This window comes from Eggerthella lenta DSM 2243 (assembly GCF_000024265.1).
GTDB classification, from domain to species: Bacteria; Actinomycetota; Coriobacteriia; order Coriobacteriales; family Eggerthellaceae; genus Eggerthella; species Eggerthella lenta.
This window is the reverse complement of record NC_013204.1, coordinates 1,197,913-1,221,583: the sequence shown is the minus strand read 5'-3', so window position 1 is coordinate 1,221,583 and position 23,671 is coordinate 1,197,913. Positions and strand designations below refer to the sequence as shown.

The following is a 23,671-nucleotide window of genomic DNA, read 5'->3' as shown; positions in this document are numbered from 1 at the left end:
ACCGAACCGGGAGGCGCGCAGAAGGGCGCCGAAGCCCCTCGACGGCGCGCAAAACGTCAAAATTGGTTAAGATCCGGAAATTTCCGTGCCGCGACGTCGGCGCCGAGTTCGCCTAACGCGCCGACGACGCGCCGACGGCCTCGGCGGCCTCGATGATGTCGAGGAGCTCCTGGCGGTTGTGGATGTCGAGCTTCTGGTAGAGGTGCATGCGGTGCGTCTGCACGGTGCTGCGCGACAGGAACAGCTTCTTCTCGATGTGCGCCGAATCGCGCCCCTGCGCGATGAGCAGGGCGATCTCCGTCTCGCGCGGCGAAAGCTGGTACGTCTGCGCCACCGAGAGGCACTTCGCCTTGAAGGGCGTCTTGTGCTTGAACGGCACGATCTGCACGAGCGCGTTCGCGTCGGCCTCGGTGAACACGACCGCGTAGCCCACCGCCACCGCGAGCACGGCCGCGAACACGATGAGATGCACGTTGTCCATGGTGAGGTGCTGCACGAACACCGAGCTGAACAGCGCGCCGCCGAACGACCCGAGCGACCAGAAGCCGTACACGAGCCCGAAGAAACCGGGGGCGTACGCCGAGCGATCGCGGAACGCCGACGCGGCGATCACCCAGATGAGCAGGAACACGAGCTGGTACATGATGACGCTGCACGTGTAGCCGGCGATAGCCGCCTGCCCCGCCAGCACGATGGGCAGCAAGAGGATGCTGGCCAGCCCCAAGAGGAATATCATGCGGTACAGATGCCCGAATTGGAAGCGTTCGCGGTACGCCAGCAGCGCGTAGGCGAACGCGACGGCCGCCACCACGACGACGAACGCCGCGGCGTGGTAGGCCACCGCGAACGGCGAGCTCGTCACCTGCGTGCGCATGAACGCGTCGAACTCGCTGCGGAACAGGTGGTCGATCACGCCCCACGCGAACACGATGGCCGCCAGCTTCACGAGCATCCGCACCGACGCGCCGCGGCCCTCCCGCGGGGCGGGGGCCGCGCTCGGCGGCCGCCCGTCCGCACGCTCGCGCTGCCCGGCCCGCAGGCAGACCGTCGACACGAGCGGCAGCGCGATGGAGGTCGCGATGACCGTGTAGATGTTCGCGATCGAGATGATGGCGTTGATGGCGCAGGTCAGCACTTGCGAAAGGAACAGCGTGAGGAACATGCTCTGCACCGAGAGCCTGCCGAACAGCTGCATCCAGAACAGGTAGAGCACCACCGACAGCGCGCCCGCCACCGCGATGACCACGTCGCCCGTCACCGTGACGGAGTTCCGCGTGACGAGCGGCAGCACGAACACCGCGCCCATGAGCGCCATGGCCACGCCGAGCGCAAGCGGCTTCACCGTGCGCTCGAGCACCGCGAACAGGCGCCGGCCGCCCAGGAACAGCACGAGGCACGCCAGCACGGCCGCCACGAGCGACGGCATGCAGGCGCCGTGCGGCGGCTTGTTCACGAGCGCGTTCATCACGTTGTCCGGCGTCGCCGCCGTGAGCAGCGTGGGCGACCACGACACCGCGCAGCCGAACCCCACGGCGAGCGTCACGTTGGCGCGCGTGACCGCGCTCGACCACGCGTCTTTCAGAGCAGTGCGATTCCCCATGGAAGCCCCCTCGTATCCCCTACGATCTCCCGCGTTCCATTCTACCCCATGGGCATGCACCCGAACAGCGTGCCGTCACCTGGGCAAACGAAAGATCATATAACGGAACCGATGCGGTTTCGAAGACTCATCCACCGCTTCCGATACCCCTTTCCCCAGCACTTTGCCAGAGTATCCCCAACGGCCCTGCGCCGCGACGGGCGCAGGGCACGGGGACATCGAGGAGAGGAGTCACGTATGACGACATGGGGAATGCTCATCGACCTCAAGCGCTGCGCGGGATGCGGGGCATGCGTCGTGGCATGCCAGCTGCAGAACAACCAGGGCCCGGGCGTATCCTGGGTGAAGCTCGACACGGTGGAATGGGGCGAGGCCGCCGGCGAGGCGGGGCGCGCGTACCTGCCGCACGCCTGCATGCACTGCGAGAACCCCGAATGCGTGTCGGTCTGCCCCACCGGCGCCAGCCAGAAGCTCGACGACGGCGTGGTGATCGTGGATTACGACGCGTGCATCACCTGCGGCTACTGCATGTCGGCGTGCCCGTACGGCGCGCGCGTGCTCAACGAGGGCAAGGGCAACTACTTCGGCGAGTACGCCCAGGCGCCCTACGAGGCCTACGGCGTCCAGCGCTCGCGCGTGGTCGAGAAGTGCATCTTCTGCCGTGAGCGCGCGGAGGAGGGGCTGCCCGTCGCCTGCGTGCTCAACTGCCCGGCGCACGCGCGCTTCTTCGGCGATCTCGACGACCCCGAGAGCGACGTCAGCAAGCGCATCGCCCAGGGCGACGCCGTGCGCGTGGACGAGACGTCGTTCTACTACGTGCCCATGAACGGCATGGACGAGAGCCTGCTGCCCACCGCCGCGGGCGGCGCCTATGCCGAAAGCTCGAAGGCGGCTCCCGGCATCGACCCCGTTGCGGCAACGATAGGCGTCGCCGCGGTGGCCGCGGTCGGCGTCGGCGTGGGCGTCGGGGTGAAGAAGGCGAAGGCCCAGGCCAAGGCCGACGAAGCGAAGAGCGAGTAGGAAGGAAGGTGCACCCATGACCACGATTAACGACACCACGATGCAGGGCAACATCAGCCGCCGCTCGTTCGTGAAGGGCGCGTCCGCCCTGGCCGCCGGGGGCGCGCTGGCCGGCGCGTTCGGCTTCGACATCGCGCACGCCGAGGGCACGGTGGACCCCGACGCCCCCGTCGAGAAGCGCTACACGTACTGCGACATGTGCAACCAGGTGCCCAAGTGCGGCATGACCGCCTACGTGCAGGACGGCAAGATCGTGCGCGTCGAGTCGCGCACGCCCCATCCCACCACGCCGCTGTGCGCGAAGGGCCTCGCCAGCATCCAGGAGCTCTACGATCCCAAGCGCCTGCAAACGCCGCTGCGCCGCACGAACCCCAAGGGCACGGGGCAGTCGCAGTGGGAGCCCATCACCTGGGACGAAGCCTACGACGCCATCGTCAGCGAGTTCAACCGCGTCAAGGAGGAGGACGGCCCCGACGCCGTGATGTTCTACTGCGGCGACCCGAAGGAGCCGCGCCCGCCCATCCAGCGCGTGGCCACGCTGTTCGGCAGCTCCACGTACGGCCTCGAAAGCTCGCTGTGCTCGACGGCCACGAACATCACCTCCCAGCTCGTGTACGGCCGCGGGCAGAGCTCGTCGGGCTCCGACCCCAGCGACGACACGGGCAGCTGCATGATCTGGAGCCTCAACGCGGCCTGGTCGCAGCCGAACCGCCACGCGAAGCTCATGGACCAGAAGGAGCGCGGCTGCAAGTTCGTCATCGTCGATCCGCGCATCACGCCCACCGTCATGGGGCTCGCCGACGTCCACCTGCAGCTGCGGCCCGGCTCCGACGGCGCGCTGGCCCTCGGGTTCATCAACATCCTCGTCCGCGACAACCTTGTGGACAAGCAGTTCGTCGACGAGTGGACGCACGGCTACGAAGGGCTCGCCGACCTGGCCGCCCAGTACCCGCCCGAGAAGGTCGAGGAGATCACCTGGGTGCCCGCGGCCAAGCTGGAAGAGGCCGTGCGCCTGCTGGCCGACAACGCGCCCAGCGCGCTGGTCACCAGCTCGGCGGGGCTCGCCCACTCCTCCAACGTGGGCCACGCGCTGCGCGCCGTGTTCATGATCCCCGCCCTCATGGGCATGATCGAGAAGAAGGGCGGCGTCATGTTCGCCTCGGGCGGCCTGCCGCTCGACGTGAGCGCCTCCACTGCCAAGTTCCGCGCCGAGGACGTCTACACCGAGCAGAACTTCGCCGACAAGCGCGTGGACAAGGACGATTTCCCCGCCTGGGTGTCGTTCACCAAGCACTTCCAGACGGCGCGGCTGCCCGAGTACATCGACGAGGGGAAGATCAAGGCCGCCATCCTCGTGGCCAGCAACGTGATGATCTGGCCCGAATCGGACCGCTACCAGGAAGCCCTCGGCAAGCTGGAGTTCGTGGCCGCCGTGGACTACTACGAGCGCCCCTGGACCCACGACTACGTGGACATCCTGCTGCCCGCCGCCATGTGCCACGAGCGCATGGCCCCCTTCGCCGCCTACGGCCGCAAGCTGTTCTTCCGCGAGCCGTGCGTCCAGCCGGCCGGGCAGGCGCGCGAGGATTGGAAGATCATGCTCGACCTGGGATGCAAGCTGGGCTTCGAGGAGCAGTGCTTCGGCGGCGACGTGGAAGCGGCCCTCGACAACATCCTGCAGACGGCGGGCCTCGACGTCACGCTCGACGACCTGCGCGCGAACCCCGAGGGCCTGGAGATCCCCGGATCGCCGAACGAGGAGGGCAAGCACGCTGCGGGCAAGCTGCGCAAGGACGGGCAGCCCGGCTTCAACACGCCGTCCGGCAAGCTGGAGTTCGACTCCGAGATCCTCAAGGGCTTCGGCTACGAGGGGCTTCCCGTGTACGAGGAGCCGGTGCACACCCCCTACGCGCCCACCGAGGAGGACAAGCGCTACCCGCTCGTGCTGAACGCGGGGTCGCGCCTGCCCTACTACACGCACTCCAAGCTGCGCGAGATCCCCTGGCTCAACCAGTTCATGCCCGAGCCCGTCGTGCGCCTGCACCCCCAGGACGCGCGCGACCGCTCCATCGGCACCGGCGACGTGGTGCGCGTGTTCAACCACCAGAACGAGATCGAGATGAAGGCCGAGGTGACGAACCTCGTGCACGCCGGCATGGTCGACATCTTCCACGGATGGCACCAGGCGAACGTGAATCTGCTGACCACGCGCGATTTCGATCCCATCACCGGGTTCCCGCCGTTCAGGTGCGGCCTGTGCGAGGTCGAGGCCACCGGCAAGGGACGCCTCGTCAGCCAGTAGCCAGCCAACGGATCAGCGGCCCCGCCCGCGCCGCGCATGCCGCGCGGGCGGGGCGTCAAGGAGGGAATCATGAACGATCGGAAGAGAACCAAGAGGCTCATCGCGCTCGGGGTGGCGGCGGCGGTCGTCGTGGCGGCCGGCGCGGGGTTCTGGGTATGGCACGAGCAGCCCAGCTTCTGCAACGCCATCTGCCACACGCCCATGGACCCGTACGTCGAGGACTACTACGCCGACGATGCCACGCTGCTGGCCGCCTCGCATCGCGTGGCGGACGTCAGCTGCCTCGACTGCCACGTGCCCACGCTCAGCGAGCAGCTGGCCGAGGGCGTGACGTGGGTGGCGGGCGGCTACGCGCTGCCGCTCGAGCAGCGGCAGTTCGACAACGCGTTCTGCATGAACGGATCGTGCCACGACATCGGGCAGGACAGCCTGGCGCGGATCACCGCGCAGCGGGAGTACAACCCGCATAGCAATTTCCACGAGGAGCTGGCGTGCGGCACGTGCCACAAGTCGCACACCGCGTCGGTCATGCAGTGCGCGCAATGCCACAGCGACGCCGACGTGCCTGCCGGCTGGGTGGTCCGCTAACGGCCGGGAGGCTGGAAAGGAGGTTCCCATGGAGGTGTTGCTGGCGATTCTCATAAGCGTGCTGTTCGCGTGCGCGCTGCACAGGCAGATCAAGCGCTACGCCGTGTCGTTCTACATCGTGGCCGTGGCCGTCGACGTGCTGTTCCTGTCAGGGGTGCTGTTCGGGGTCTCGCGCGAGTTCGCCGCCGCGGTGTACCCGTACCTCACGCGGTGCCTGCTCGGGTTCGCCCTGTTCGCGCTCGTCATGTACATCGGGGCGCTGCCCGAAGGGTCGAAGGCGCGCCAGATGCTCATGCCCATCCGCGGCGAGCTGTCCATCATCGCCGCCATCCTGACCGTCGGGCACGTGGCGAACTACCTGGGCACGTACCTGGCCGACATCCTGTCGGGGTTCGCCGGGATGTCGGCGGGCATGGTCGCGTCGTTCGTCGTGTCGAGCCTGCTCATCGTGCTGCTGGCGGCGCTCACCGTCACGTCGTTCAACGCGGTGAAAACCCGCATGAGCTCCGACGCGTGGAAGCGCCTGCAGAAAACCGCCTACGCGTTCTTCGGGCTGACGTACGCGCACCTCGTGCTGGTGCTGGCGCCCACCGTCTCGTCGAGCGGGCAGAAAGCCGCGTTCAGCATCGCCGCGTACACGGCGATCATGCTGGTCTACGTTGCGCTGCGCGCGGCGACGCACCTGCGCGCGAAGCGGGCGCGGCCCGCGACGCCGTAGAGCTTCGAGCGCCCGGCTTCGAGCTCGCTTGGAGCCGGGCACGCCGTCGGGCACGGAAATTCGCCCGAAGTAAGCAATTTTTTCGTTTTGCGTACGATTTCGGCCCTTCGGCTCCCCGCCGCGGAACAGGGGCGAGCATCGCCCCAGGTCAGTTTTGCCGCCTCGGACACCGCAGCCCTCGATCGTGCGCAAAACGTCAAAATTGCCTAGAATTCCGCGATTCCCGTGTCGGGCCGATGCCGATTGGTAGCGTCCCGAAAGTTGGTGTATCAATCCGTTTCTGGAGGGCGGGCGAAGCCTGCCCGAGAAAAACGGACATCGTCTAGAATCGTCAATCACCACAAAAGACAGATTCGAAGGAAGGCGATGCCCGCTATGGACACTCTACTATTCAACGACCCCGAAGTGAAGGGGCTCGCGTTCGCGATCCTCGAGGAATGCACCGACCTGCAGGCCTTCGGGCGCAGGATGCTCGAGCTCCTGGCGAACGCCGCGATGTCGGCGAAGGCCGACGAGGCGTGCAACGCCCCCTACGGGGAGCGCGACGAGGGGCGCGTCAACTCGCGCAACGGCTACCGGGAGCGGGGGCTCTCGACCGCCGCGGGCGACGTCACCCTCAAGATTCCGAAGCTGCGCCGAGGCTCGTTCTTCCCCGAGGACCTGATCGAGCGCTACTGCAGGGTGGACCGGGCGCTCGTCGCGGCGGTGGCCGAGATGTACGTCATGGGGATATCGACGCGCAAGGTGGAGGCCGTCGCGGGCGAGCTCGGCGTGAGGTCGATGTCGAAGTCGCAGGTGTCGCGCCTGTGCGAGTGCCTGGACGCCGAGGTGGACGCGTTCAGGAGGCAGCGCTTCGACGGGGTGCGCTTCGCCTACCTGTGGCTCGACGCCACCTACGTGAAGTGCCGCGTGGAGGGGCGCTCGGCGTCCCAGGCCGTCGTGACCGCGATCGGGCTCGACGACACGGGCCACAAGCGCTTCGTCGGCGTGGACTGCGTGGACACGGAGAGCCACGCCGGGTGGAAGGCGTTCCTCTCCGGCCTGAGGGCGCGCGGCGTCGACGGCGTGCGCCTCGTCGTCTCGGACGCCCACGAAGGGCTCGCGAAGGCGATAGCCGAGACGTTCCAAGGAGCGGCCTGGCAGCGCTGCGTCACGCACCTCATGCGCAACGTGGCGGGCCGCATCCACAGGAAGGACGACCAGAGAAAGGCGCGCGAGGCCATGAAGGCCGTCTTCGCGCAGAAGAGCCCCGTCCTCGTGCGGGCGTGCTACCAAGAGGCGACCGAGGAGGTGCTGAAGATCTCGAGGGCGGCCGGAAACGTGCTCTTGGAGGCCGAGGAGGCGGCGCTCGCCTACCTGGCGTTCCCGGCCACGCACCGCACCAAGATCCGCACCAACAACGTCCAGGAGAGGGCCAACCGCGAGATCAAGCGCAGGACGCGCGTCGTGCAGGGGTTCCCCTCGCGCGAGTCGCTCATCCGCCTGGTGGGAGCGGCGCTCATCGAGGCCGACGAGGAGTGGTCGGCGCGCTGCGTCATCTCCAGGCCCTCGCTCGCGCACGCCTGGAAGGCCCAGGAGCGCGAGGCCCCCGGCGAGGCCGAGGTGCTCGCCGCCCGCGAGGCGGCGCGCAAGATCATAGGGAGCGCCATTGACCCGAAGGAGGACGAAGGCTAAGATTCACCTCGCAAGGGTGCCGGCGATTCTCCGGCGATGGCCCTGATACACCACGATTCGGGACGCGGCCTGCCGATTCCCGCGGCAACCGCCCTCCCCGCGCAAGGCGGGCGAGCGCAGCGCCCGGCGTCGCGGCGCTACTTCCCCTCCAGCTGCGGGATGGGCGTGTCGTCGACCTCGTCGAGGTTGCCGTCGTACACGTAGTGGCGCGTCTCGCGCGCGATCATGCCGCTCAGCAGCAGCACGACGATGATGTTGGGGATGGCCATGAGCGCGTTGCCGATGTCCGAGATCGTCCACACGATGTCGCCCACGCCGATGGCGCCGAGAAAGGCCACGGCCACGTAGATCACCTGGTACGGACGGATGGCGTAACGCCCGAACAGGTACGTGATGCAACGGTTGCCGTAGTACGACCAGCCGAGGATAGTGGTGTAGCTGAACGCCACCATGCCCAGCACGAGGATGGGCGTGCCGATGTAGGGGATCTTCGCGAACGCCTCGCTGGCCAGCATCGCGCCGGAGTAGACGGTGGGATTCGCCATGATGGACGACGCGATGTCGGGGTTCGCCAGCATCGTGGACACGAGCACGATGCCCGTGAGCGCACAGATGACCACGGTGGACCAGAACGTGCCGGTCATCGCCACGAGCGCCTGCTGCGCCGGGTTGCGCGTGGAGGCCGCCGAGGCCACGATGGGGGCCGACCCCAGGCCCGACTCGTTCGAGAACAAACCGCGCGCGCAGCCGAACTGCAGCGCCATCATGATGCCCGAGCCCACCGCACCGCCGAACGCGGCCTTCGAGGTGAACGCGCATTCCAGGATGAGCCCCAGCGCGTCGCCGATGAGCGCCCAGTTGAACGCGAGGATGACGAGGCAGCCGCCCGCGTAGGCGACGGCCATGATGGGAACGAGGCGCTCGCACACCTTCGAGATGGACTGCACGCCGCCGAAGATGACCACGGACACCAGCACCACGATGATCACGCCGACGACCCACGCGGGGACGTCCACGTTCGAGGTGATGATGCCGGACATGGCCGACGCCTGCACGGCCGAGCCGGTGCCGATGGCCGCGATGGCGGCGAACGCGGCGAACGCCACGGCACCGAGCTTCGCCCACCAGGGAGTGTGCCCGCCGGGGCTCGGGTCGCGCTTGCCCTCGGCGTTGCGCCTGAACGCGCGCTCCCAGATGTACATGGCGCCGCCGAGCATGGCGCCGTTGTGGTCGCGCACGCGGTACTTCACGGCCGCGTACACCTCGGCGTACTTCGTGGCGATGCCGAACACGCCGGTGATCCACATCCAGAACACCGCGCCCGGTCCGCCCGCGAGGATGGCCGTGGCCACGCCCACGATGGAGCCGGTGCCGATGGTGGCGGCCAGCGCCGTGGCCAGCGCGCCGAAGTGGCTGATGTCGCCCTTGCCCTCGGGGTCGCTCGACAGCGACAGCTTGATGGCCTGCGGCAGCTTGCGCTGGATGAACCCCGTCTTGAAGGTGAAGAACAGATGAGACCCCAGCAGAAGCGCGATCATCGCGGGGCCCCATACGAATGCGTCGATGGTGTTGAGTAGTTCGAACATAATTCCGCTATTCTACCCCGGAGTTCGCCCGATCAGGAAAAACAACGCCTGCCGTCCACAAACGGTTACCCCGGCGCAGGCCGAGGCTTCTTGCGGCCGCCTTTTTAGCGGTGGTAGATCAAATGGCAGACGTCGTCGCCGCGGGCGATGGTCTTGGGCAGGTCGAGGTCGCAGCCGTAGGCTTCGCCGATGCCGCGGTCGCCGCACATGGCCCAGTCGCAGAGGTTGGAAATCTCCTCGTCGGTGCAGCCCTGCTTCTGCCACGCCTTCACGAGCGGGCAGTAGTGGAACTCCAGCTCGAAGCGGTCATCCTGCACGTCCTTCACGTCCATCTCGAACACCATCTGCGCAGGCTTGCCGAACAGGCCCTTCTTGAGGCTCTTCAGGCTGTTCGTGCCGCCGCCCTTCGCGACCAGCTCCGCGCCCTGGAACAACCCGCAGCGCTTCACGGCCGCCGGCGCGAACGCGGCCGGGTCGGCGCCCGCCTTCGCCGCCTCGTCGGTGAGCAGGTACAGCCACAGCGCGCGATGCTCCAGCAGCTCGCGGATGGCCTTGACGAGCGGGTTCTTGCTGCGCGGTTCGTTGACGATTCTGCTCTCGGCCATGGTGCCCTCCCCTTCGTGCCGGACCCTCTTCGTTGCTGCGATTATACGGCAACGAGGCGCCGCCCAACCCACAAAACCTGCGCATTGTCCCCCATTCGGTCATTGCGTGGTTGCCAGACGGCAACAAGGTCGCTACAATGCAGCGCATGGATTCTGTTTCAGGGCGAGGTGCAATTCCTCACTGGCGGTAATCCGGCCGCGATGCCCCGCATCGGCGAGCCGGGAGTCCGCGACCCTGCGAACGTCCCCGATAGGGAGTGCGGTTGCAGGCTGATTCCGGTGCGATTCCGGAACCAACGGTATAGTCCGGATGGAAGAGGCAGAGATCCGCGTCGACCACGCCCCGCGTGCGTCGGCTCGGACCCCAAGAAGCCTGTATGGAAGGAATTCATACGGGCTCGTTTTCTCTTTAGGCCGGGAAACGTGACCCGAACGTCACGGCCTGCAAGAGAAAGGGGTTGCCATGACCGGCAACGCACCGGGCACCAACGCCCAGGACACGTACGAATTCACCAACACCAACAAGTGGGACACCCGCCAGCTCGTGACGATGGCGCTCATGTGCGCGATCGGCGTGCTGCTGTCGTTCGTGGAGTTCCCGCTGCTACCCGGCGTCACCTGGCTCAAGTACGACGCCTCCGCCATGCCCGCCATGGTGTGCGGCTTCGCCTTCGGCCCGGCGGCCGGCCTCGCGGTGGGCGTCGTGGGCGCCGTCATCCACGGCATCCTCATGGCCGACTTCTCGGGCGCCGTCATGAACATCCTCGTGGTGGCCGGCTTCATCCTGCCCGCCGCGCTCGTGTACCGCCGTTCGCGCACGTTCAAGAGCGGCGTCGTCGGCCTCGTGCTGAGCGCCATCACGGCCACCGTCATGGCCATCCTGGGCAACCTCGTCATCACGCCGATGTGGCTGGGCGTGCCGCTCGACGCCGTCGTGGCCATGATCCTGCCCATCCTCACGCCGTTCAACCTCATCAAGGCCGGCATCAACGCGGTGCTCACGCTCATCGTGTACAAGAGCATCTCCAATTTGATCACACCCAAGAAGAAGCAGGTGAAGGGACGCTAACCGCATGATCGAGTTCAAGGGAACAGGCTTCACGTACGACGGCGACCGCTTCGTGCTGGACGGCGTGGACGCGCGCATCGCCCCGGGCGAGTTCGTGTGCATCCTCGGCGGCAACGGCTCGGGCAAGTCGACGCTGGCCAAGCACATCAACGCGCTGCTCGTGCCCGACGAAGGCAGCGTCACCGTGCTCGACCACGACACGCGCGACGAGCGGTCCACCTACTTCATCCGCAGCCATGCGGGCATGGTGTTCCAGAACCCCGACGACCAGCTGGTGGCCAGCCTCATCGAGAACGACGTGGCCTTCGGCCCCGAGAACCTGGGCGTGCCCACCGACGACCTGCGCCAGCGCGTGGCCGACGCGCTGGCGGACGTGGGGCTGCAGGGTTTCGACAAACGCGAGACCGCGGCGCTGTCGGGCGGGCAGAAGCAGCGCGTCGCCATCGCCGGCGTGCTGGCCATGGAGCCCTCGATCCTCATCCTGGACGAGGCCACGGCCATGCTCGACCCGCGCGGCCGCAAGGGCCTCATGCGCGTGTGCCACGAGCTGCACGACCGCGGCATGACCGTCGTCATGATCACGCACTTCATGGAGGAAGCCGCGCAGGCCGACCGCGTCATCGTATTGGAAGAGGGCCGCGTCGCCTGCGACGGCACGCCGCAGGACGTGCTCGTGCAGGCCGAGCTGCTGGAACATCTCAACCTCGACCTGCCGTTCGCCGCCGAGCTGTCGCTCGAGCTGGGGCGGCGCGGCGTGCCCGTGGGCATGCACATCGAGACGACCACGTTGAAGGAGGAGCTGTGCCGATTGCTTTCGAAGGCGTAAGCTACTCGTACGCCGACCCCGCCCGCCAGGAGAAGCGGAAGTCGCGGGCGAAGCGCCGCCGCGAGGCCGGCGTGATCGAGGACGCCCCCTCGCTCGAGCGCGGCAAGCCGGCCTGGGGAGGCGACCCCGACGCCGTGTGGGCGCTGCGCGATATCACGTTCGAGCTGGAGGACGGCGAGTTCCTCGGCATCGCCGGTCACACCGGCAGCGGCAAGAGCACCCTCATCCAGCACATGAACGGGCTGGTGAGCCCCACGCGCGGGCGCGTGCTGCTGGACGGCCAGGACCTGGCCGACAAGCGCGCGGCGCAGGCCTGTCGCGGCAAGGTGGGGCTCGTGTTCCAGTATCCCGAGTACCAGCTGTTCGCCGCCACCGTGCGCGAGGACGTGGCGTTCGGCCCCCGCAACCTGGGGCTGTCCGCCGACGAGGTGGAGCGCCGCGTGGCCGCCGCGCTGGAAAGCGTGCGCCTCGACATCGCCGAGCTGGGCGACAAGAGCCCCTTCGAGCTGTCGGGCGGCCAGCAGCGCCGCGTGGCGTTCGCGGGCGTGCTGGCCATGGAGCCGCGCGTCCTCGTGCTGGACGAGCCGGTGGCCGGCCTCGATCCCGTGGCGCGCGAGGAGTTCCTCGACCTCATCGCCCAGCTGCACGGCAGCGGGCTCACCGTGGTCATGGTGTCGCACAGCATGGACGACCTCGCCCGCCTGTCCGACCGCGTGCTCGTGCTGAACGAGGGCCGGCAGTTCGCGTTCGGCACGCCGTCCGAGGTGTTCGCGCACGGCGAGGGGCTGCGCGCCATCGGCTTGGACGTGCCCGCCCCCCAGAAGCTGGCCGACGAGCTGCGCGTAGCGGGCGTGGAGCTGCCGTCGAAGCTGTACGACGTGAAAGCGCTGGCGGACGAGCTGGCGGGCGCCTACCGCGCGGCCGTCGAAGCCTCGGAGGCCCCTCATGCCTGACATCGCGGTCATCGGACGCTACTGGCCGGGCACGAGCCCGCTGCATCGCATGGACGCGCGCGCGAAGCTGCTGCTGGCGCTCGCGCTCATGGCGGTGGTGTTCGTCGCGCAGTCGTTTCTCGGGCTCGCGGTGTGCGCGGCGTTCGTGTTCGGCTTCTTCAGGCTGGCGGGCATCCCCATCCGCTCGGCGTTCAAGTCCATCGCGCCGCTCGCGTTCATCGTGGTGGTCACCGCCCTGCTCAACGTGTTCTTCGTGCAGGGCGGCACGGTGCTGTTCGAGTGGTGGATCATCCGCATCAGCGAGGCGGGCCTGTGGCAGGCGGCCTTCATCGCCTGCCGCCTGCTGCTGTTGCTGCTGGGGATGAGCCTGCTCACCCTGACCACCGCCACGCTCGACATCACCGATGCGTTCGAGTACCTGCTGCACCCCTTCAGCCGCATCGGCGTGCCGGCGCACGAGCTGTCCATGATGATGGGCATCGCCCTGCGCTTCCTGCCCCAGTTCACCTTCGAGCTGCAAACCGTGTACCGCGCGCAGATCAGCCGCGGCGCCACGTTCTCCAAAGGGCGGCTGCGCATGCTCGCCTCCCTCATGGTGCCGCTGTTCACCAGCGCGTTCCGCCACGCGGAAACGCTGTCGTCGGCCATGGAGGCCCGCTGCTACCACGGCGGCGTCGGCCGCACGCGCCTGCATCCCCTCGCGTTCACCGCGCTCGACCGCAACGGCGTCGTCGTCATCGTCGCCATGCTGGCCTGCGTCGTGGCCACCAACTTCATCCCCTGGTAGGACCGCTCCGAAGCCGCCCTATCCCAACCGAAAGGAACCCCCATGAACGGAACGAACACCATCGTCGACTACCTCACGAGCGTCCCGGCCTGGTACCTGGCCACCTGCGAGGGCGATCAGCCGCACGTGCGCCCCTTCAGCTTCGCCGCCGTGCAGGACGGCCGGATCTGGTTCTGCACCGCCACCACGAAGGACGTGTACCGCGAGCTGGAGCTCAACCCAAAGTTTGAATTGACCGCCTGGAAACCGGGCAGCGGCTGGGTTATCATGCGGGGGGAAGCTGTTCTCGAAGATCGGGCGAACGATGAGGTTCGTCGTGCGGGGTACGAGCACATGACGGGGCTCGGCGAGAGCTACGAGGGGCCGGACGACAAGACGCTCACGTTCTTCACCGTGCGCGATCCCGAAGCATGGCTGTGCGACATCGACGGAAGCTGGAACCCCGTCGAGCTGTAGCGGCGACCCCTCACAGACCCTCGAACAGCTGGCCCACGGTGGTGTCCAAGCCGCCCGCGATGCGCTCGAGCATGTCGACCGTCGGATTCGCTTTTCCGCTTTCGATATCGATGAGGTATTTGCGGCTGACGCCCACCATGAGAGCGAAGGACGTTTGCGACACGTTCGCGCTCGCGCGGAGCCTCGCGATATTGGTTCCGAGCTGAGTTTTTAGTGAAGTGTTCTCCATGCCGGTTAAAGGCTAGTCCCGGCGGGAGGAAAAGTCGTAAACTATAGTTTACAGACCGTCAATAAAACAAGAGGTTTGTACTATGAGTTTATCGAGAGGGTCATTGCTTGAGGGCAAGATCGCCGGAGGTCGCACATGAGCGGAACCGAGTACGAAGAATTGATGGACACGATCAGACGCGCGGCAGCGCGCATTTTCGAATACGCCGAGACCGAGGAAGAGGTGTGCCGCCTGGAGCAAGCGATCAACCACGATATCATGTACGTGGCGGCCATCGCGCAATCCGAGCGGGTCAAGCCCCCGACGGGCTGGGACCCGCTCGGCCGCTGACGCGCGCGCCAAGCCGGTACGGCTACGCGAAGTCGTACAGGTCCTTCGTGGCGGTGCGGAAGTCCTCGTAGACCTCGGCCGCCACCGCTTCATCCTCGACGAACTCGAAGGCCGCAGGTTGGCCGTCTTCGTCGAGCTCGGTCACCTCAAGCAGCACGACCTCGCCGGACGAGCCCACGGGCTCGTCTTCTGTTACGGGGAAGAAGAAGCCGTAGCTGCGGTCGTGGTGCAAGATGAGGCCGAGGAACTCGAGTTCCGTCTGCTCGCCCGTCTCGTCCTCGAGCACAAGGGTGACGCCCTCCTCGGTCGGCGGGCAGAAATTGGGAGCGCTTCCTTCGCGCATCGTAGGCTCCTTACCTTCAGCTTGATCGTTGGCGTTAGGGTACCACAAGCGCCGCCCGATGCGCAGGTGCGCGCCGGCAACGACAGACAAGCGTTAGACGATGAAGTCGCGTCCGCTTTCCACCAGGTCGATGAGCTCTTGCTGCGTGTGCACGCCCAGCTTCTGGTAGATGTGGCGGATGTGCGTCTTGGCGGTGTTGCGCGTCACGCGGCACTCCTCCTGGATGAACGCGCCGTTGCGCCCGCGCGCCAGCAGCGCGAACACCTCCCCCTCGCGCTCGGTGAGCCCGTGGACGGACGCCAGGTGCGCGCAGCGCGTGTCGATGGCGGCCTCGGGAGCGGCGGGCGCCTCCACCTCCTCCACCGGCTTCACGCCGCGGATGGCTGCCGAGAAGCTGAAGTCCTTGAGCCCGATCCATACGTACCCGACGAAGGCGGCGGCCACGAGCGCGAACAGCAGCAGGCGCACGTCGGCGCCCGCGGCGTCGGCGGCGACGGGCAGATGCCCCAGCACGACGCCCGTCGTGGCGCCGAGGTTCGAGGCGCAGAAGCCCTGGCCGAGGGCCGCGATGCCGCCCGAGGGGTTGCGCGCCGCGATGATGGCGAGCGTCGCCCAGGTGAGGACGCTGAACATCTGCGCGCCCACGGTGAGCGCGCCGAGGGCCACCGACCCGAGCACGGCGGTCTGCGCGGCCGAGACGAAGAACCCGAACACCACGAGCAGCCCCGACACGTGGAACAGCGCGTCCTCGCGCGACGCGCGCTGCGTGCGCGCGCACCATGCGGCCAGCGCCAGCAGCGCGACGCCGCACGTTGCGCTCTGCCACCAGGCCGTCGGGCCCGCACCGAACGTGATGGACAGGCCGAACGCCACCTCGAACAGGAAGATGCACACGAACAGCCGGTTGAACGGCCCGGGGAACGAACCCGGGTTCGTCAGCGCCAGCTCGCTGGGAGGGGCGCCGTCCGGCAGCGCGTCGCGCAGGCGCGCGACGGGGCCCGCCACGGCCGCGAGGGCGACGGCGGGCAGGAGCGCGTAGACGACCGGCGCGCAGGCGGCCAGCAGCGGGTCGAGCACAAGGTAGACGGCGTAGGACAGGCACACGCCGCCGGCCATGGTGACGAGCACGCCGCGCGGGCGCAGGCGCGTGAGCGACAGCCCCGCCACGATGACCGCCCAGCTGCGCCCGCACGACAGCAGCGCCGCACCCGGAACGCCGAGCGCCGACGCGTAGCCGTTCTGCACGCCGAGCATCCACAGCCCGCATCCCGCCGCGAGCGCCGCCAGCGCGCCGACCGTCACGGCCCGCACCGGCAGCGGCGAGCCGCTGCGGTGCGCCGCGAACGCCCACAACCCGAACGCCGCGCCGTACAGAAGCCCGCACAGCGCGAACCCCCACGGCACGACCGCGTTGAAGGGAGGGTACACGTAGCCGTTCTGCACGAACGTGGACAGCGACAGGGCACACACGGCCACGAGGCTGCGCGCGTCGATCAGCCGATCGCGCGCGACGGCGGGGCGAGAAGGCTCGCCGCCGGCGTTCCGCCCGCTGGCGGTCCGTTCCGCATTCCGCATTTCGCCCCCGTTTCTCTACCGTTTACCGTCGAAAACCTACCGTTTGTCCTCGCGTAACGCCAGCGGGGTGACGATCACCCCCGCCTCGCCTCCGTATTGTACCCCGCAGAAGGCGCCCCGCACGCGGGGTGCAGGCAACGGACGGGATTCCCCAACGCAAGGGAGCCCCGCCCGCCTCGAGCGAAGGAGGCATCATCGTATGACGAGTGTCCTGGAAGAAGCCAAAGCGCTGGAAGGCGACATCATCGCCGACCGCCGCTGGCTGCACGAGCATCCCGAAATCGGGTTCGACCTCCCTCAAACGACGGCCTACGTGGCCGAGCGTCTGCGGGAAATCGGTCTCGAACCGGAAGAGATCGTGCCGGGCGGCCTCGTGGCCACCATCGGCGACCCGTCGGCGGGCCGCTGTTTCATGCTGCGCGCCGACATGGACGCGCTGCCCATCAAGGAGGAGACGGGGCTGCCCTTCGCCTCCCCGACCGACTACATGCACGCCTGCGGGCACGACACGCACACCGCCATGCTGCTGGGCGCCGCCCGCATCCTGAAAGGCCGCGAGGCCGAGCTGCCCGGCTGCGTGAAGCTCATGTTCCAGCCCGACGAGGAGGGCTGCGCGCCCGACGAGATCTGCGGCAACGAGGCCATGATCAACGCGGGCGTGCTGGAGAACCCGCACGTCGACGCCGCCACGGCCATCCACCTCATGCCGTTCGACTACCGCTTGGGCGAGATCGCCACGCGCCCGGGCACCGGCTTCTCGTCCATCGACGACATCGACATCGTCGTGCACGGCAAGGGCGGCCACGGCTCGCGCCCGCACCAGCTGGTGGACCCGTTCAACATCGCCTGCCATATCTTCTTCGGCGCGCAGAACCTCATCGCGCGCGAGCTCGACCCGAACGACCAGGCGGTCATCACGTTCGGTGCCATCAACGGCGGCACGGCCGCCAACATCGTTCCCGACGACGTGCACCTGCTGGGCACCCTGCGCACCATCGACGAGGGCACCCGCGCGCATCTCAAGGAGCGCATGGAGGCGATGTGCCGCGGCATCGCGGAGGGCTTCGGCGGCAGCGTCGACGTGCGGTTCCTCCGCGGCGTGCCGAGCGTGTACAACGACCCCGATCTCACCGACGAGCTGATCGGCTACGTGGAGGACCTCACCGGCCGCCCCGTCACCATCCTCGACAAGCCCATCTCGGGCTCCGACGACATGAGCGTCATCTCGCAGGCCGTGCCCACCACCTACTTCGTCATGGGCACCGGCTCGGAGGACGAAGGCGTGCGCTACCCCGTGCACAACTCCCGCGTGGTGTTCGACGAGAGCGTGTTCGTCGAAGGCGCGGCGATGACCGCAACGATGGCCCTGCGCTGGCTGGAAGCCCGAGCGCGCGACGACAAGGAGAACGAGCGATGAGCGAGAGCGAGAACCAGAAGCTGGCGACGGAAGCCGCCGAGGGCGCGCCCGTCGCCGCGGCCCCCGAGCCCGGCGGCAAGAAGAAGCGCAAGAAGAAAGGCGCACCGGACTCCTTCATCATCCTCGTGGCGTGCCTGATCGTCGTGGCGCTCGTCACCGTGGCGATGTCGTTCTTCACGAGCGAGGTAACCGGAGCGTCGTTCGCCGACGTTCTGACCTCCCCGGTGCTCGGCTTCTCGAGCGCCATGCAGGTGTGCGTGTTCGTGCTCGTGCTGGGCGGCTTTCTGGCCATGGTGAACAAGACCGGCGCGCTCGACACCGGCGTCGCCACGCTCGTACGCGCCCTCAAGGGCCGCGAGCTCGTCCTCATCCCCATCCTCATGCTGCTGTTCGGCATCTGCGGCTCCACCTACGGCATGATGGAGGAGACGGTGCCGTTCTACATCCTGCTGGCCGCCACCATGTACGCCGCGGGCTTCGACACGCTCACCGGCGCGCTCGTGGTGCTGCTGGGCGCGGGCGCGGGCTGCATCGGCTCCACGGTGAACCCGTTCTCCGTCGGCGTGGCCACCGCCGCCCTCACCGACATGGGCATCGCCATCGACCAGGGCGTCATCATCGGCTTCGGGCTCGTGCTGTTCGTCATCGCCGAGGCCATCTCCATCTTCTTCGTCATGCGCTACGCCAAGAAGGTCAAGGCCGACAAAGGCTCCACGTTCCTGTCGTTGCAGGAGCAGGAGGAGTCCGAGAAGGAGTACGGCCAGATGGAGGAGGATGCGGAGAACCCGGCGTTCTCGGCCGTCCTCTCCGGCAAGCAGAAGGTCGTGCTCGTGCTGTTCGCGCTCACGTTCGTCGTCATGATCGTCGGCTTCGTACCGTGGCAGAACTTCGGCATCGACGTCTTCATGGCCGGCGGCTCGGTCGACGACCCGGCGGGCGCCTGGAGCGCGGTGCTCACCGGCGTGCCGCTGGGCATGTGGTACTTCAACGAGGCCACGGCGTGGTTCCTGCTCATGGCCATCGTCATCGGCATCTTCGCGCGCTTCGCGGGCAAGGACATCGTGAAGACGTTCCTCGGCGGCTGCGCCGAGATGGTCAGCGTCGCGCTCGTCATCGCGCTTGCGCGCTCCGTCGCCGTCATCATGGGCGAGACGCAACTTGACACGTTCATCCTCACGAACGCCGCGAACGCGCTGTCCGGCGTGCCCGCCTTCATCTTCGCGCCCGCCACGTTCCTGTTCTACTTCGTGCTGTCGTTCGCCATCCCCTCGAGCTCCGGCATGGCCACGCTGGCGATGCCCATCATGGGGCCGCTGACGAACGGCCTGGGCTTCTCGGCCGAGGTCATGGTCATGATCTACGTGGCCGCCCACGGCCTCGTGGCCATCATCACGCCGCTGAACGGCGCCGTGCTGGCGGGCCTCGCGCTGGCGAAGGTGCAGTACGCCACCATGCTCAAGTGGGTGATGAAGGTGATCGTGGTCACCGGCATCGTGCTCGTGGTGGTGCTGACCGCGGCGATGCTCATCATGTAGCCGGCCCCTTGGCGCGCCGCCGCGTCCTCCTTCGCGGCGGCGCATATTCGGGCATCGACCCGTCTTTGCGAGAAAGCGAGCCCCGGCCTGGGCTCGCTTTCTCGCGTTCGGAGGCTGGAGGCGGGAGGCTCTGCGCGGCTTCTGCACGCAAAAACTCTCCCAAATGAGCAAAAAACCGCGACGTGCGCAGCCTTACAACCCTCCCAATGCTTCCAGGGATCGCGCGAACTGGGGAAACGACAGCCGTCACTCGCCAGGGGCGCATTCCGAAGCTCCGAGAGCCTCCCAAAACCCTGCCAACCACCGCACGTCGCGGATTATTGTGCAAAAAAAGGGAATTTCGCTTTCACGCCGACATCGGGAAGCGCGCCCGCACGAAACATGCCGATCATGGTCGACGACGGAAGCGCATAGACTCCCCTCCCCCTGTCACGGCGGCGGAAAGCTAGCGCTCGCGAAGGCTCCCCGTATCGCTCAGCGGTTCCTCGATCGCCGAGTGATCCGAAACGCGAACGGGCCGCCTCTCCGAGCGCTTCGCCGCAGACGCGCAGCGGCGAAGCGACGCGACCGACCTCGGCGCTACCACGATGCGCGGACGCTCGGCGCCTTACAGCCCCTCGTCGGCCGTCGCACCCGCGCCTTTGCCGCCCTCGCGCGCTTCGACGCCCAACAGGTCGAACAGCTCCTGGCGCGTGTGGATGTCGAGCTTCTGGTAGATGTGGCGCACGTGGGCCTTCGCCGTCCCGTTCGCGATGAACAGCTCGCGCTCGATGATGCCCACCGTCTTGCGCTGGGCCAGCAGCAACAGCACCTCCTCCTCGCGGGTGGACAGCTTGTAGGCGCGCGCGACCTCGGCGCAGCGGTCGGCCAGCTCCTGCTTGCGTATCATCGCGGCCGAGTCGGTGCCTCCCGCCAGGAAGTTCGCGCCCCAGCGGCTGGACAGGTCGCGCTCCGAGAACAGGATGGTGGTTGCGGTCACGATGGCCACCACCGTCAACAGCGAGATGAACAGCTCGCCGTTGCCTCCCAGCACGTCGAACGACTGCGCGCCGTCGGCCACGAGCCGCCCCAACCACATGGACACCTGCCGCACGCTGCGCTCGATGCCGAACAGCCACAGGGCCGACACGCCGTAGCGGTAGCAGATGTTCGCCATGATGAGCATGATGAGGACGGATTGCGCCGTGTACCCGGCGGAGACGCAGAAGCTGGCGGCCATACCCTGCACGTGCCCGAGCGTGGGAAGCAGGAACAGCGCCACCACCATGAGCGGCAGCGCCACCCGGTAGATGATGCCGAAGTCGAAGCGCCCGCCGCGCACCGCCACGCCCAAAAACACGAGCACGCCCACCGCCAGCGTCCCCGGCGCGGAATGCGGTCCGAACGCGCCGGCGTACAGCCCGCCCTCCATGAGCCCGTACGCGAACGCGTAGGCCGCCATGAACAGCACCGCCTTCCACGGCACCGAGAACCGCGTCCACGACGTCGAGGGCAGCTCGGCCGTCGGGAGGCTGCCGAACCCGCGGCGCAGCAGCACGAGCGACGCCGCCGGCAGCAGGGACGTCATCACGAACAGCCACGGCAGCATGAACCCGCGGTACACGTACAGCACAAGCGCGCCCACCACGATGGACGCCGAATAGTACAGCGCCACGCGCAAGGGGTTCAGGCAGCCGTACAGCTCGCTCCAGAACAGGATGAGCAAGGCGATGCCGAACCCTCCCAGCAGCGTGGCCGGCACCCCCACCGCCGGCGCGATGCCGGGCAGCCAGCACGACGCGAACATGAGCACGGTGGACGCCGTCAGCGTCGCGGCGCACAGGGCGTAGACGGCCGGCTTGTCGAAGAACGGCCCGATTCTGCGCGCGAGCAGCGTGCAGGCGACCGCGGTCACCACCATGGTCAGGTCGAACAGGTCCCGCCCCGAGAACGCCACTGCGGGGAAATCGACGAACGACCCCACGAACATGATCTCGATCCACGCGCGATACACGCCCAAACCCAAAAAGGCGACCGGCACCGCGATCGCGCCGCAGAACAGCCGCGACCGCCTCCGGACCGGCGCTTCCTGAGATTCTTCTTGATGATCTTCCCGTTCCACCGACATGTCGAGGAGCTCCCCTTCGTCCCGTCAAGCCTCGGGGCGATTATAGACGAAACGCCCCGAACCGAGAAACCGCGCGACGGGTGGTTTTGCATCGTCCGAGCAAAACAGGGGGTTATGCGCGGGGGTTACGATTTTTAAGCCTGCGAATCCTCGTGCGGTCGATGCGCGCATTCCGCCCGCTGCCCTATGGTGGGGCCCGTTCCGCAGGGGACGAACCGCACCGACCGAGGAGGGAATCAACTCATGAGCACCATTTCACGTCGCGACCTGTTCAAATTCGGAGGCGTCGCCGCCGTCGGCGCCGCCGGGGCATCCATGCTGAGCGCGTGCGCGCCGCAGGGAAGCGCCGCCGGCACGGCCGCATCCGCCAACGCGGGCGCCGCGGCCGAGGACGGGCTGCCCAGCTTCTTCGCGAAGCCGGAGCCCATCACCGATATCTTGGAGACGAAGGACTACGACGTCGTGGTCGTGGGAGCCGGCGCCGCAGGCGTGCCCGCAGCGCTGTCCGCCTTCGAGGCGGGCGCGAAGGTGGCGCTGCTGCAGAAGGAGGCCACGGCCATCTCGCAGGGCAACACCTGCGATTCCATCATCCTGGACCAGACCGACCCCGCCGGGGTCGAGGCCGTCGTGTCGCTCATCACGGAGGATTGCTGCCACCGGTCCGATCGCGAGCAGGTGCGCCTCTGGGCGTACAACTCCGGCGAGGCGCTGCAGTGGCTGTGGGATATCGCCCAGAAGGCGGGCGCGCAGGTGGTGGACTCCACCGCGAAGTGGACGGGGCCCATCAAGCAGATCGACGGGTACGACATCACGTACTTCGCCTTCGACTTCGGCCCCAAGCCCTACAACACGGGCAACGGCATGCGCGACATCGCCGACTACGCCGAGCAGCAGGGCGTCGATATCTTCTACTCCACCCCTGCCGCGCAGCTCGTGCAGAACGACGGCGGCGCGGTGACGGGCGTGGTCGCCGAGGGCAAGGACGGCTACATCCAGTTCAACGCGTCCAAAGGCGTGATCATCGCCACGGGCGACTACGAGAACGACGACGAGATGATGGCCTATTACGAAGCGGAGATGGCGAACATCTACCGCAAGGAGCAGAACAAGACCGGCGACGGGCAGAAGATGATGGTATGGGCCGGCGGGCGCATGGAGGACGTGTGCGGCTCGAAGGTGCTCCACGACTTCGACGCCGGCCCAGGGTCGATGGCCGACATGCCCTTCCTGTGCGTGAAGAACGACGGCACGCGCTTCTGCAACGAGAACCGCTCCGAGATGGCCACGATGGGCAACTTCCTCAAAAGCGAGGAAGACCAGGGCTGGTACACCCAGGTGTTCGACAGCAACTACATGACCGACTGCGCCGACTGGCCCGGGGCCCTCATCCCGCCCGAGGCCATGGTGAACTACATGCCCGAGGTCGAGGGCGAGAAGGAAGGCGTGTACGACACGCTCATCAACACCTACGCGGCCGACACGATCGAGGAGCTGGGAGAGAAGCTCGGCCTGACCGACGTCGCCGCCTTCGCGAAGACCGTCGCTCGCTACAACGAGCTGTGCGCGTTGGGCGTCGACGAGGACATGGGCAAGGCGGCGAAGTGGCTCAAGCCCATCGTGACGCCGCCGTTCTACGGCATCCACCGCCGCATCGGCCTGTCCACCATCATCCACGGCGTGAACGTGAACGCCGACATGCAGGTGCTCGACAAGGACGGGGCGCCCATCGAGGGCCTGTACTCCATCGGCAACTGCGCCGGCAACTTCTTCGGCAGCCCCGACTACCCCATGACGGTGCCCGGCCTCTCCCTCGGCCGCTGCCACACGCAGGGCTACGTGGTGGGACGCGCTGTCGCCGGCAAGTAGCCCCGCACCGCCCATCCTCGCGCGCCGCCTCCCCCTCCCGGCGGCGCGCGAAAGCAACGGCCCCCGGCGTGTTCGTCGGGGGCCG

General features: G+C 67.6%; 21 protein-coding genes and 1 riboswitch. Of the genes, 14 read left to right on the top strand and 7 right to left on the bottom strand.

Annotation, left to right across the window (positions count from 1 at the left end):
* Window positions 1-112: 112 nt before the first annotated feature.
* Window positions 113-1,600 (bottom strand): helix-turn-helix transcriptional regulator, encoded by a 1,488-nt coding sequence (locus ELEN_RS05025; protein ID WP_015760338.1) that lies wholly within the window; start codon window positions 1,598-1,600, stop codon window positions 113-115.
* Between the two features lie 237 nt (window positions 1,601-1,837).
* Here ELEN_RS05025 and ELEN_RS05020 point away from each other — a divergent pair, with 237 nt between their 5' ends.
* The 5 genes from ELEN_RS05020 (at window position 1,838) to ELEN_RS05000 (ending at window position 7,902) form a co-directional block, all read left to right on the top strand.
* The gene (locus ELEN_RS05020) at window positions 1,838-2,620 is read left to right on the top strand and encodes a 4Fe-4S dicluster domain-containing protein (RefSeq protein WP_015760337.1); all 783 of its coding nucleotides are present in this window, start codon (window positions 1,838-1,840) and stop codon (window positions 2,618-2,620) included.
* Between the two features lie 16 nt (window positions 2,621-2,636).
* On the top strand, window positions 2,637-4,922 hold the full coding sequence (locus ELEN_RS05015; protein WP_015760336.1) for a molybdopterin-containing oxidoreductase family protein: 2,286 nt from the start codon (window positions 2,637-2,639) through the stop codon (window positions 4,920-4,922).
* Window positions 4,923-4,991: 69 nt separating this feature from the next.
* Window positions 4,992-5,510 carry a cytochrome c3 family protein gene (locus ELEN_RS05010; protein WP_015760335.1) on the top strand — a complete coding sequence of 173 codons (519 nt, stop codon included), beginning with the start codon at window positions 4,992-4,994 and terminating at the stop codon, window positions 5,508-5,510.
* Window positions 5,511-5,538: 28 nt separating this feature from the next.
* Window positions 5,539-6,228 carry a membrane protein gene (locus tag ELEN_RS05005; protein ID WP_015760334.1) on the top strand — a complete coding sequence of 230 codons (690 nt, stop codon included), beginning with the start codon at window positions 5,539-5,541 and terminating at the stop codon, window positions 6,226-6,228.
* Window positions 6,229-6,603: 375 nt separating this feature from the next.
* The gene (locus tag ELEN_RS05000; protein ID WP_227101377.1) at window positions 6,604-7,902 is read left to right on the top strand and encodes an IS256 family transposase; all 1,299 of its coding nucleotides are present in this window, start codon (window positions 6,604-6,606) and stop codon (window positions 7,900-7,902) included.
* Window positions 7,903-8,039: 137 nt separating this feature from the next.
* Here the strand turns inward: ELEN_RS05000 and ELEN_RS04995 are convergent, their stop codons facing one another.
* Together ELEN_RS04995 and ELEN_RS04990 are read right to left on the bottom strand one after the other, a co-directional pair.
* Window positions 8,040-9,488: an alanine/glycine:cation symporter family protein gene (locus ELEN_RS04995; RefSeq protein ID WP_015760333.1), complete on the bottom strand. Its 1,449-nt coding sequence runs from the start codon at window positions 9,486-9,488 to the stop codon at window positions 8,040-8,042.
* Window positions 9,489-9,592: 104 nt separating this feature from the next.
* Window positions 9,593-10,093 carry an L-2-amino-thiazoline-4-carboxylic acid hydrolase gene (locus ELEN_RS04990; protein WP_015760332.1) on the bottom strand — a complete coding sequence of 167 codons (501 nt, stop codon included), beginning with the start codon at window positions 10,091-10,093 and terminating at the stop codon, window positions 9,593-9,595.
* Window positions 10,094-10,243: 150 nt separating this feature from the next.
* Window positions 10,244-10,419: riboswitch (FMN riboswitch) on the top strand.
* Between the two features lie 137 nt (window positions 10,420-10,556).
* Between ELEN_RS04990 and ELEN_RS04985 the strand changes: the two genes are divergently transcribed.
* The 5 genes from ELEN_RS04985 to ELEN_RS04965 are packed head-to-tail and all read left to right on the top strand — an operon-like array spanning window position 10,557 to window position 14,184.
* Window positions 10,557-11,162: an ECF transporter S component gene (locus ELEN_RS04985; protein ID WP_015760331.1), complete on the top strand. Its 606-nt coding sequence runs from the start codon at window positions 10,557-10,559 to the stop codon at window positions 11,160-11,162.
* A gap of 4 nt (window positions 11,163-11,166) precedes the next feature.
* Window positions 11,167-11,988, top strand: coding sequence for an energy-coupling factor transporter ATPase (locus tag ELEN_RS04980; protein ID WP_015760330.1), 822 nt, complete (start codon window positions 11,167-11,169; stop codon window positions 11,986-11,988).
* Entirely contained in the window at window positions 11,964-12,941 is a 978-nt protein-coding gene (locus ELEN_RS04975) for an energy-coupling factor transporter ATPase (protein WP_009304864.1), read from the top strand. The genes ELEN_RS04980 and ELEN_RS04975 overlap by 25 nt, the downstream gene beginning before the upstream one ends.
* Window positions 12,934-13,728 carry an energy-coupling factor transporter transmembrane component T family protein gene (locus ELEN_RS04970; protein WP_009304865.1) on the top strand — a complete coding sequence of 265 codons (795 nt, stop codon included), beginning with the start codon at window positions 12,934-12,936 and terminating at the stop codon, window positions 13,726-13,728. The genes ELEN_RS04975 and ELEN_RS04970 overlap by 8 nt, the downstream gene beginning before the upstream one ends.
* Before the next feature lie 42 nt (window positions 13,729-13,770).
* Window positions 13,771-14,184 (top strand): pyridoxamine 5'-phosphate oxidase family protein, encoded by a 414-nt coding sequence (locus ELEN_RS04965; protein WP_009304866.1) that lies wholly within the window; start codon window positions 13,771-13,773, stop codon window positions 14,182-14,184.
* A gap of 10 nt (window positions 14,185-14,194) precedes the next feature.
* Here ELEN_RS04965 and ELEN_RS04960 read toward each other — a convergent pair whose 3' ends face one another.
* A complete protein-coding gene (locus ELEN_RS04960; RefSeq protein ID WP_009304867.1) occupies window positions 14,195-14,413 on the bottom strand; it encodes a helix-turn-helix domain-containing protein in 219 nt (72 codons plus the stop codon).
* Between the two features lie 135 nt (window positions 14,414-14,548).
* Between ELEN_RS04960 and ELEN_RS04955 the strand changes: the two genes are divergently transcribed.
* Window positions 14,549-14,743 carry a hypothetical protein gene (locus tag ELEN_RS04955; RefSeq protein ID WP_009304868.1) on the top strand — a complete coding sequence of 65 codons (195 nt, stop codon included), beginning with the start codon at window positions 14,549-14,551 and terminating at the stop codon, window positions 14,741-14,743.
* Window positions 14,744-14,765: 22 nt separating this feature from the next.
* Here the strand turns inward: ELEN_RS04955 and ELEN_RS04950 are convergent, their stop codons facing one another.
* Window positions 14,766-15,086 carry a DUF1292 domain-containing protein gene (locus ELEN_RS04950; protein WP_009304869.1) on the bottom strand — a complete coding sequence of 107 codons (321 nt, stop codon included), beginning with the start codon at window positions 15,084-15,086 and terminating at the stop codon, window positions 14,766-14,768.
* Window positions 15,087-15,179: 93 nt separating this feature from the next.
* Window positions 15,180-16,661: a response regulator transcription factor gene (locus tag ELEN_RS04945; RefSeq protein WP_015760329.1), complete on the bottom strand. Its 1,482-nt coding sequence runs from the start codon at window positions 16,659-16,661 to the stop codon at window positions 15,180-15,182.
* A gap of 199 nt (window positions 16,662-16,860) precedes the next feature.
* On the opposite strand from ELEN_RS04945, the gene ELEN_RS04940 reads away from it, so the two are divergent.
* Entirely contained in the window at window positions 16,861-18,078 is a 1,218-nt protein-coding gene (locus ELEN_RS04940) for a M20 metallopeptidase family protein (protein WP_009304871.1), read from the top strand.
* Window positions 18,075-19,613, top strand: coding sequence for a YfcC family protein (locus tag ELEN_RS04935; RefSeq protein ID WP_009304872.1), 1,539 nt, complete (start codon window positions 18,075-18,077; stop codon window positions 19,611-19,613). Before ELEN_RS04940 ends, ELEN_RS04935 begins: the two co-directional genes overlap by 4 nt.
* Window positions 19,614-20,220: 607 nt before the next feature.
* Here ELEN_RS04935 and ELEN_RS04930 read toward each other — a convergent pair.
* Window positions 20,221-21,720: a helix-turn-helix transcriptional regulator gene (locus ELEN_RS04930; RefSeq protein WP_009304873.1), complete on the bottom strand. Its 1,500-nt coding sequence runs from the start codon at window positions 21,718-21,720 to the stop codon at window positions 20,221-20,223.
* 243 nt (window positions 21,721-21,963) lie between these two features.
* Here ELEN_RS04930 and ELEN_RS04925 point away from each other — a divergent pair, with 243 nt between their 5' ends.
* The gene (locus ELEN_RS04925) at window positions 21,964-23,586 is read left to right on the top strand and encodes an FAD-binding protein (RefSeq protein WP_009304874.1); all 1,623 of its coding nucleotides are present in this window, start codon (window positions 21,964-21,966) and stop codon (window positions 23,584-23,586) included.
* Window positions 23,587-23,671 lie beyond the last annotated feature (85 nt).

Coding starts and splice junctions, on each gene's coding strand:
- ELEN_RS05025 (WP_015760338.1), bottom strand. CDS start 1,600: ATGGGGAATCGCACTGCTCTGAAAGACGCGTGGTCGAGCGCGGTCACG.
- ELEN_RS05020 (WP_015760337.1), top strand. CDS start 1,838: ATGACGACATGGGGAATGCTCATCGACCTCAAGCGCTGCGCGGGATGC.
- ELEN_RS05015 (WP_015760336.1), top strand. CDS start 2,637: ATGACCACGATTAACGACACCACGATGCAGGGCAACATCAGCCGCCGC.
- ELEN_RS05010 (WP_015760335.1), top strand. CDS start 4,992: ATGAACGATCGGAAGAGAACCAAGAGGCTCATCGCGCTCGGGGTGGCG.
- ELEN_RS05005 (WP_015760334.1), top strand. CDS start 5,539: ATGGAGGTGTTGCTGGCGATTCTCATAAGCGTGCTGTTCGCGTGCGCG.
- ELEN_RS05000 (WP_227101377.1), top strand. CDS start 6,604: ATGGACACTCTACTATTCAACGACCCCGAAGTGAAGGGGCTCGCGTTC.
- ELEN_RS04995 (WP_015760333.1), bottom strand. CDS start 9,488: ATGTTCGAACTACTCAACACCATCGACGCATTCGTATGGGGCCCCGCG.
- ELEN_RS04990 (WP_015760332.1), bottom strand. CDS start 10,093: ATGGCCGAGAGCAGAATCGTCAACGAACCGCGCAGCAAGAACCCGCTC.
- ELEN_RS04985 (WP_015760331.1), top strand. CDS start 10,557: ATGACCGGCAACGCACCGGGCACCAACGCCCAGGACACGTACGAATTC.
- ELEN_RS04980 (WP_015760330.1), top strand. CDS start 11,167: ATGATCGAGTTCAAGGGAACAGGCTTCACGTACGACGGCGACCGCTTC.
- ELEN_RS04970 (WP_009304865.1), top strand. CDS start 12,934: ATGCCTGACATCGCGGTCATCGGACGCTACTGGCCGGGCACGAGCCCG.
- ELEN_RS04965 (WP_009304866.1), top strand. CDS start 13,771: ATGAACGGAACGAACACCATCGTCGACTACCTCACGAGCGTCCCGGCC.
- ELEN_RS04960 (WP_009304867.1), bottom strand. CDS start 14,413: ATGGAGAACACTTCACTAAAAACTCAGCTCGGAACCAATATCGCGAGG.
- ELEN_RS04955 (WP_009304868.1), top strand. CDS start 14,549: ATGAGCGGAACCGAGTACGAAGAATTGATGGACACGATCAGACGCGCG.
- ELEN_RS04950 (WP_009304869.1), bottom strand. CDS start 15,086: ATGCGCGAAGGAAGCGCTCCCAATTTCTGCCCGCCGACCGAGGAGGGC.
- ELEN_RS04945 (WP_015760329.1), bottom strand. CDS start 16,661: ATGCGGAATGCGGAACGGACCGCCAGCGGGCGGAACGCCGGCGGCGAG.
- ELEN_RS04940 (WP_009304871.1), top strand. CDS start 16,861: ATGACGAGTGTCCTGGAAGAAGCCAAAGCGCTGGAAGGCGACATCATC.
- ELEN_RS04935 (WP_009304872.1), top strand. CDS start 18,075: ATGAGCGAGAGCGAGAACCAGAAGCTGGCGACGGAAGCCGCCGAGGGC.
- ELEN_RS04930 (WP_009304873.1), bottom strand. CDS start 21,720: ATGTCGGTGGAACGGGAAGATCATCAAGAAGAATCTCAGGAAGCGCCG.
- ELEN_RS04925 (WP_009304874.1), top strand. CDS start 21,964: ATGAGCACCATTTCACGTCGCGACCTGTTCAAATTCGGAGGCGTCGCC.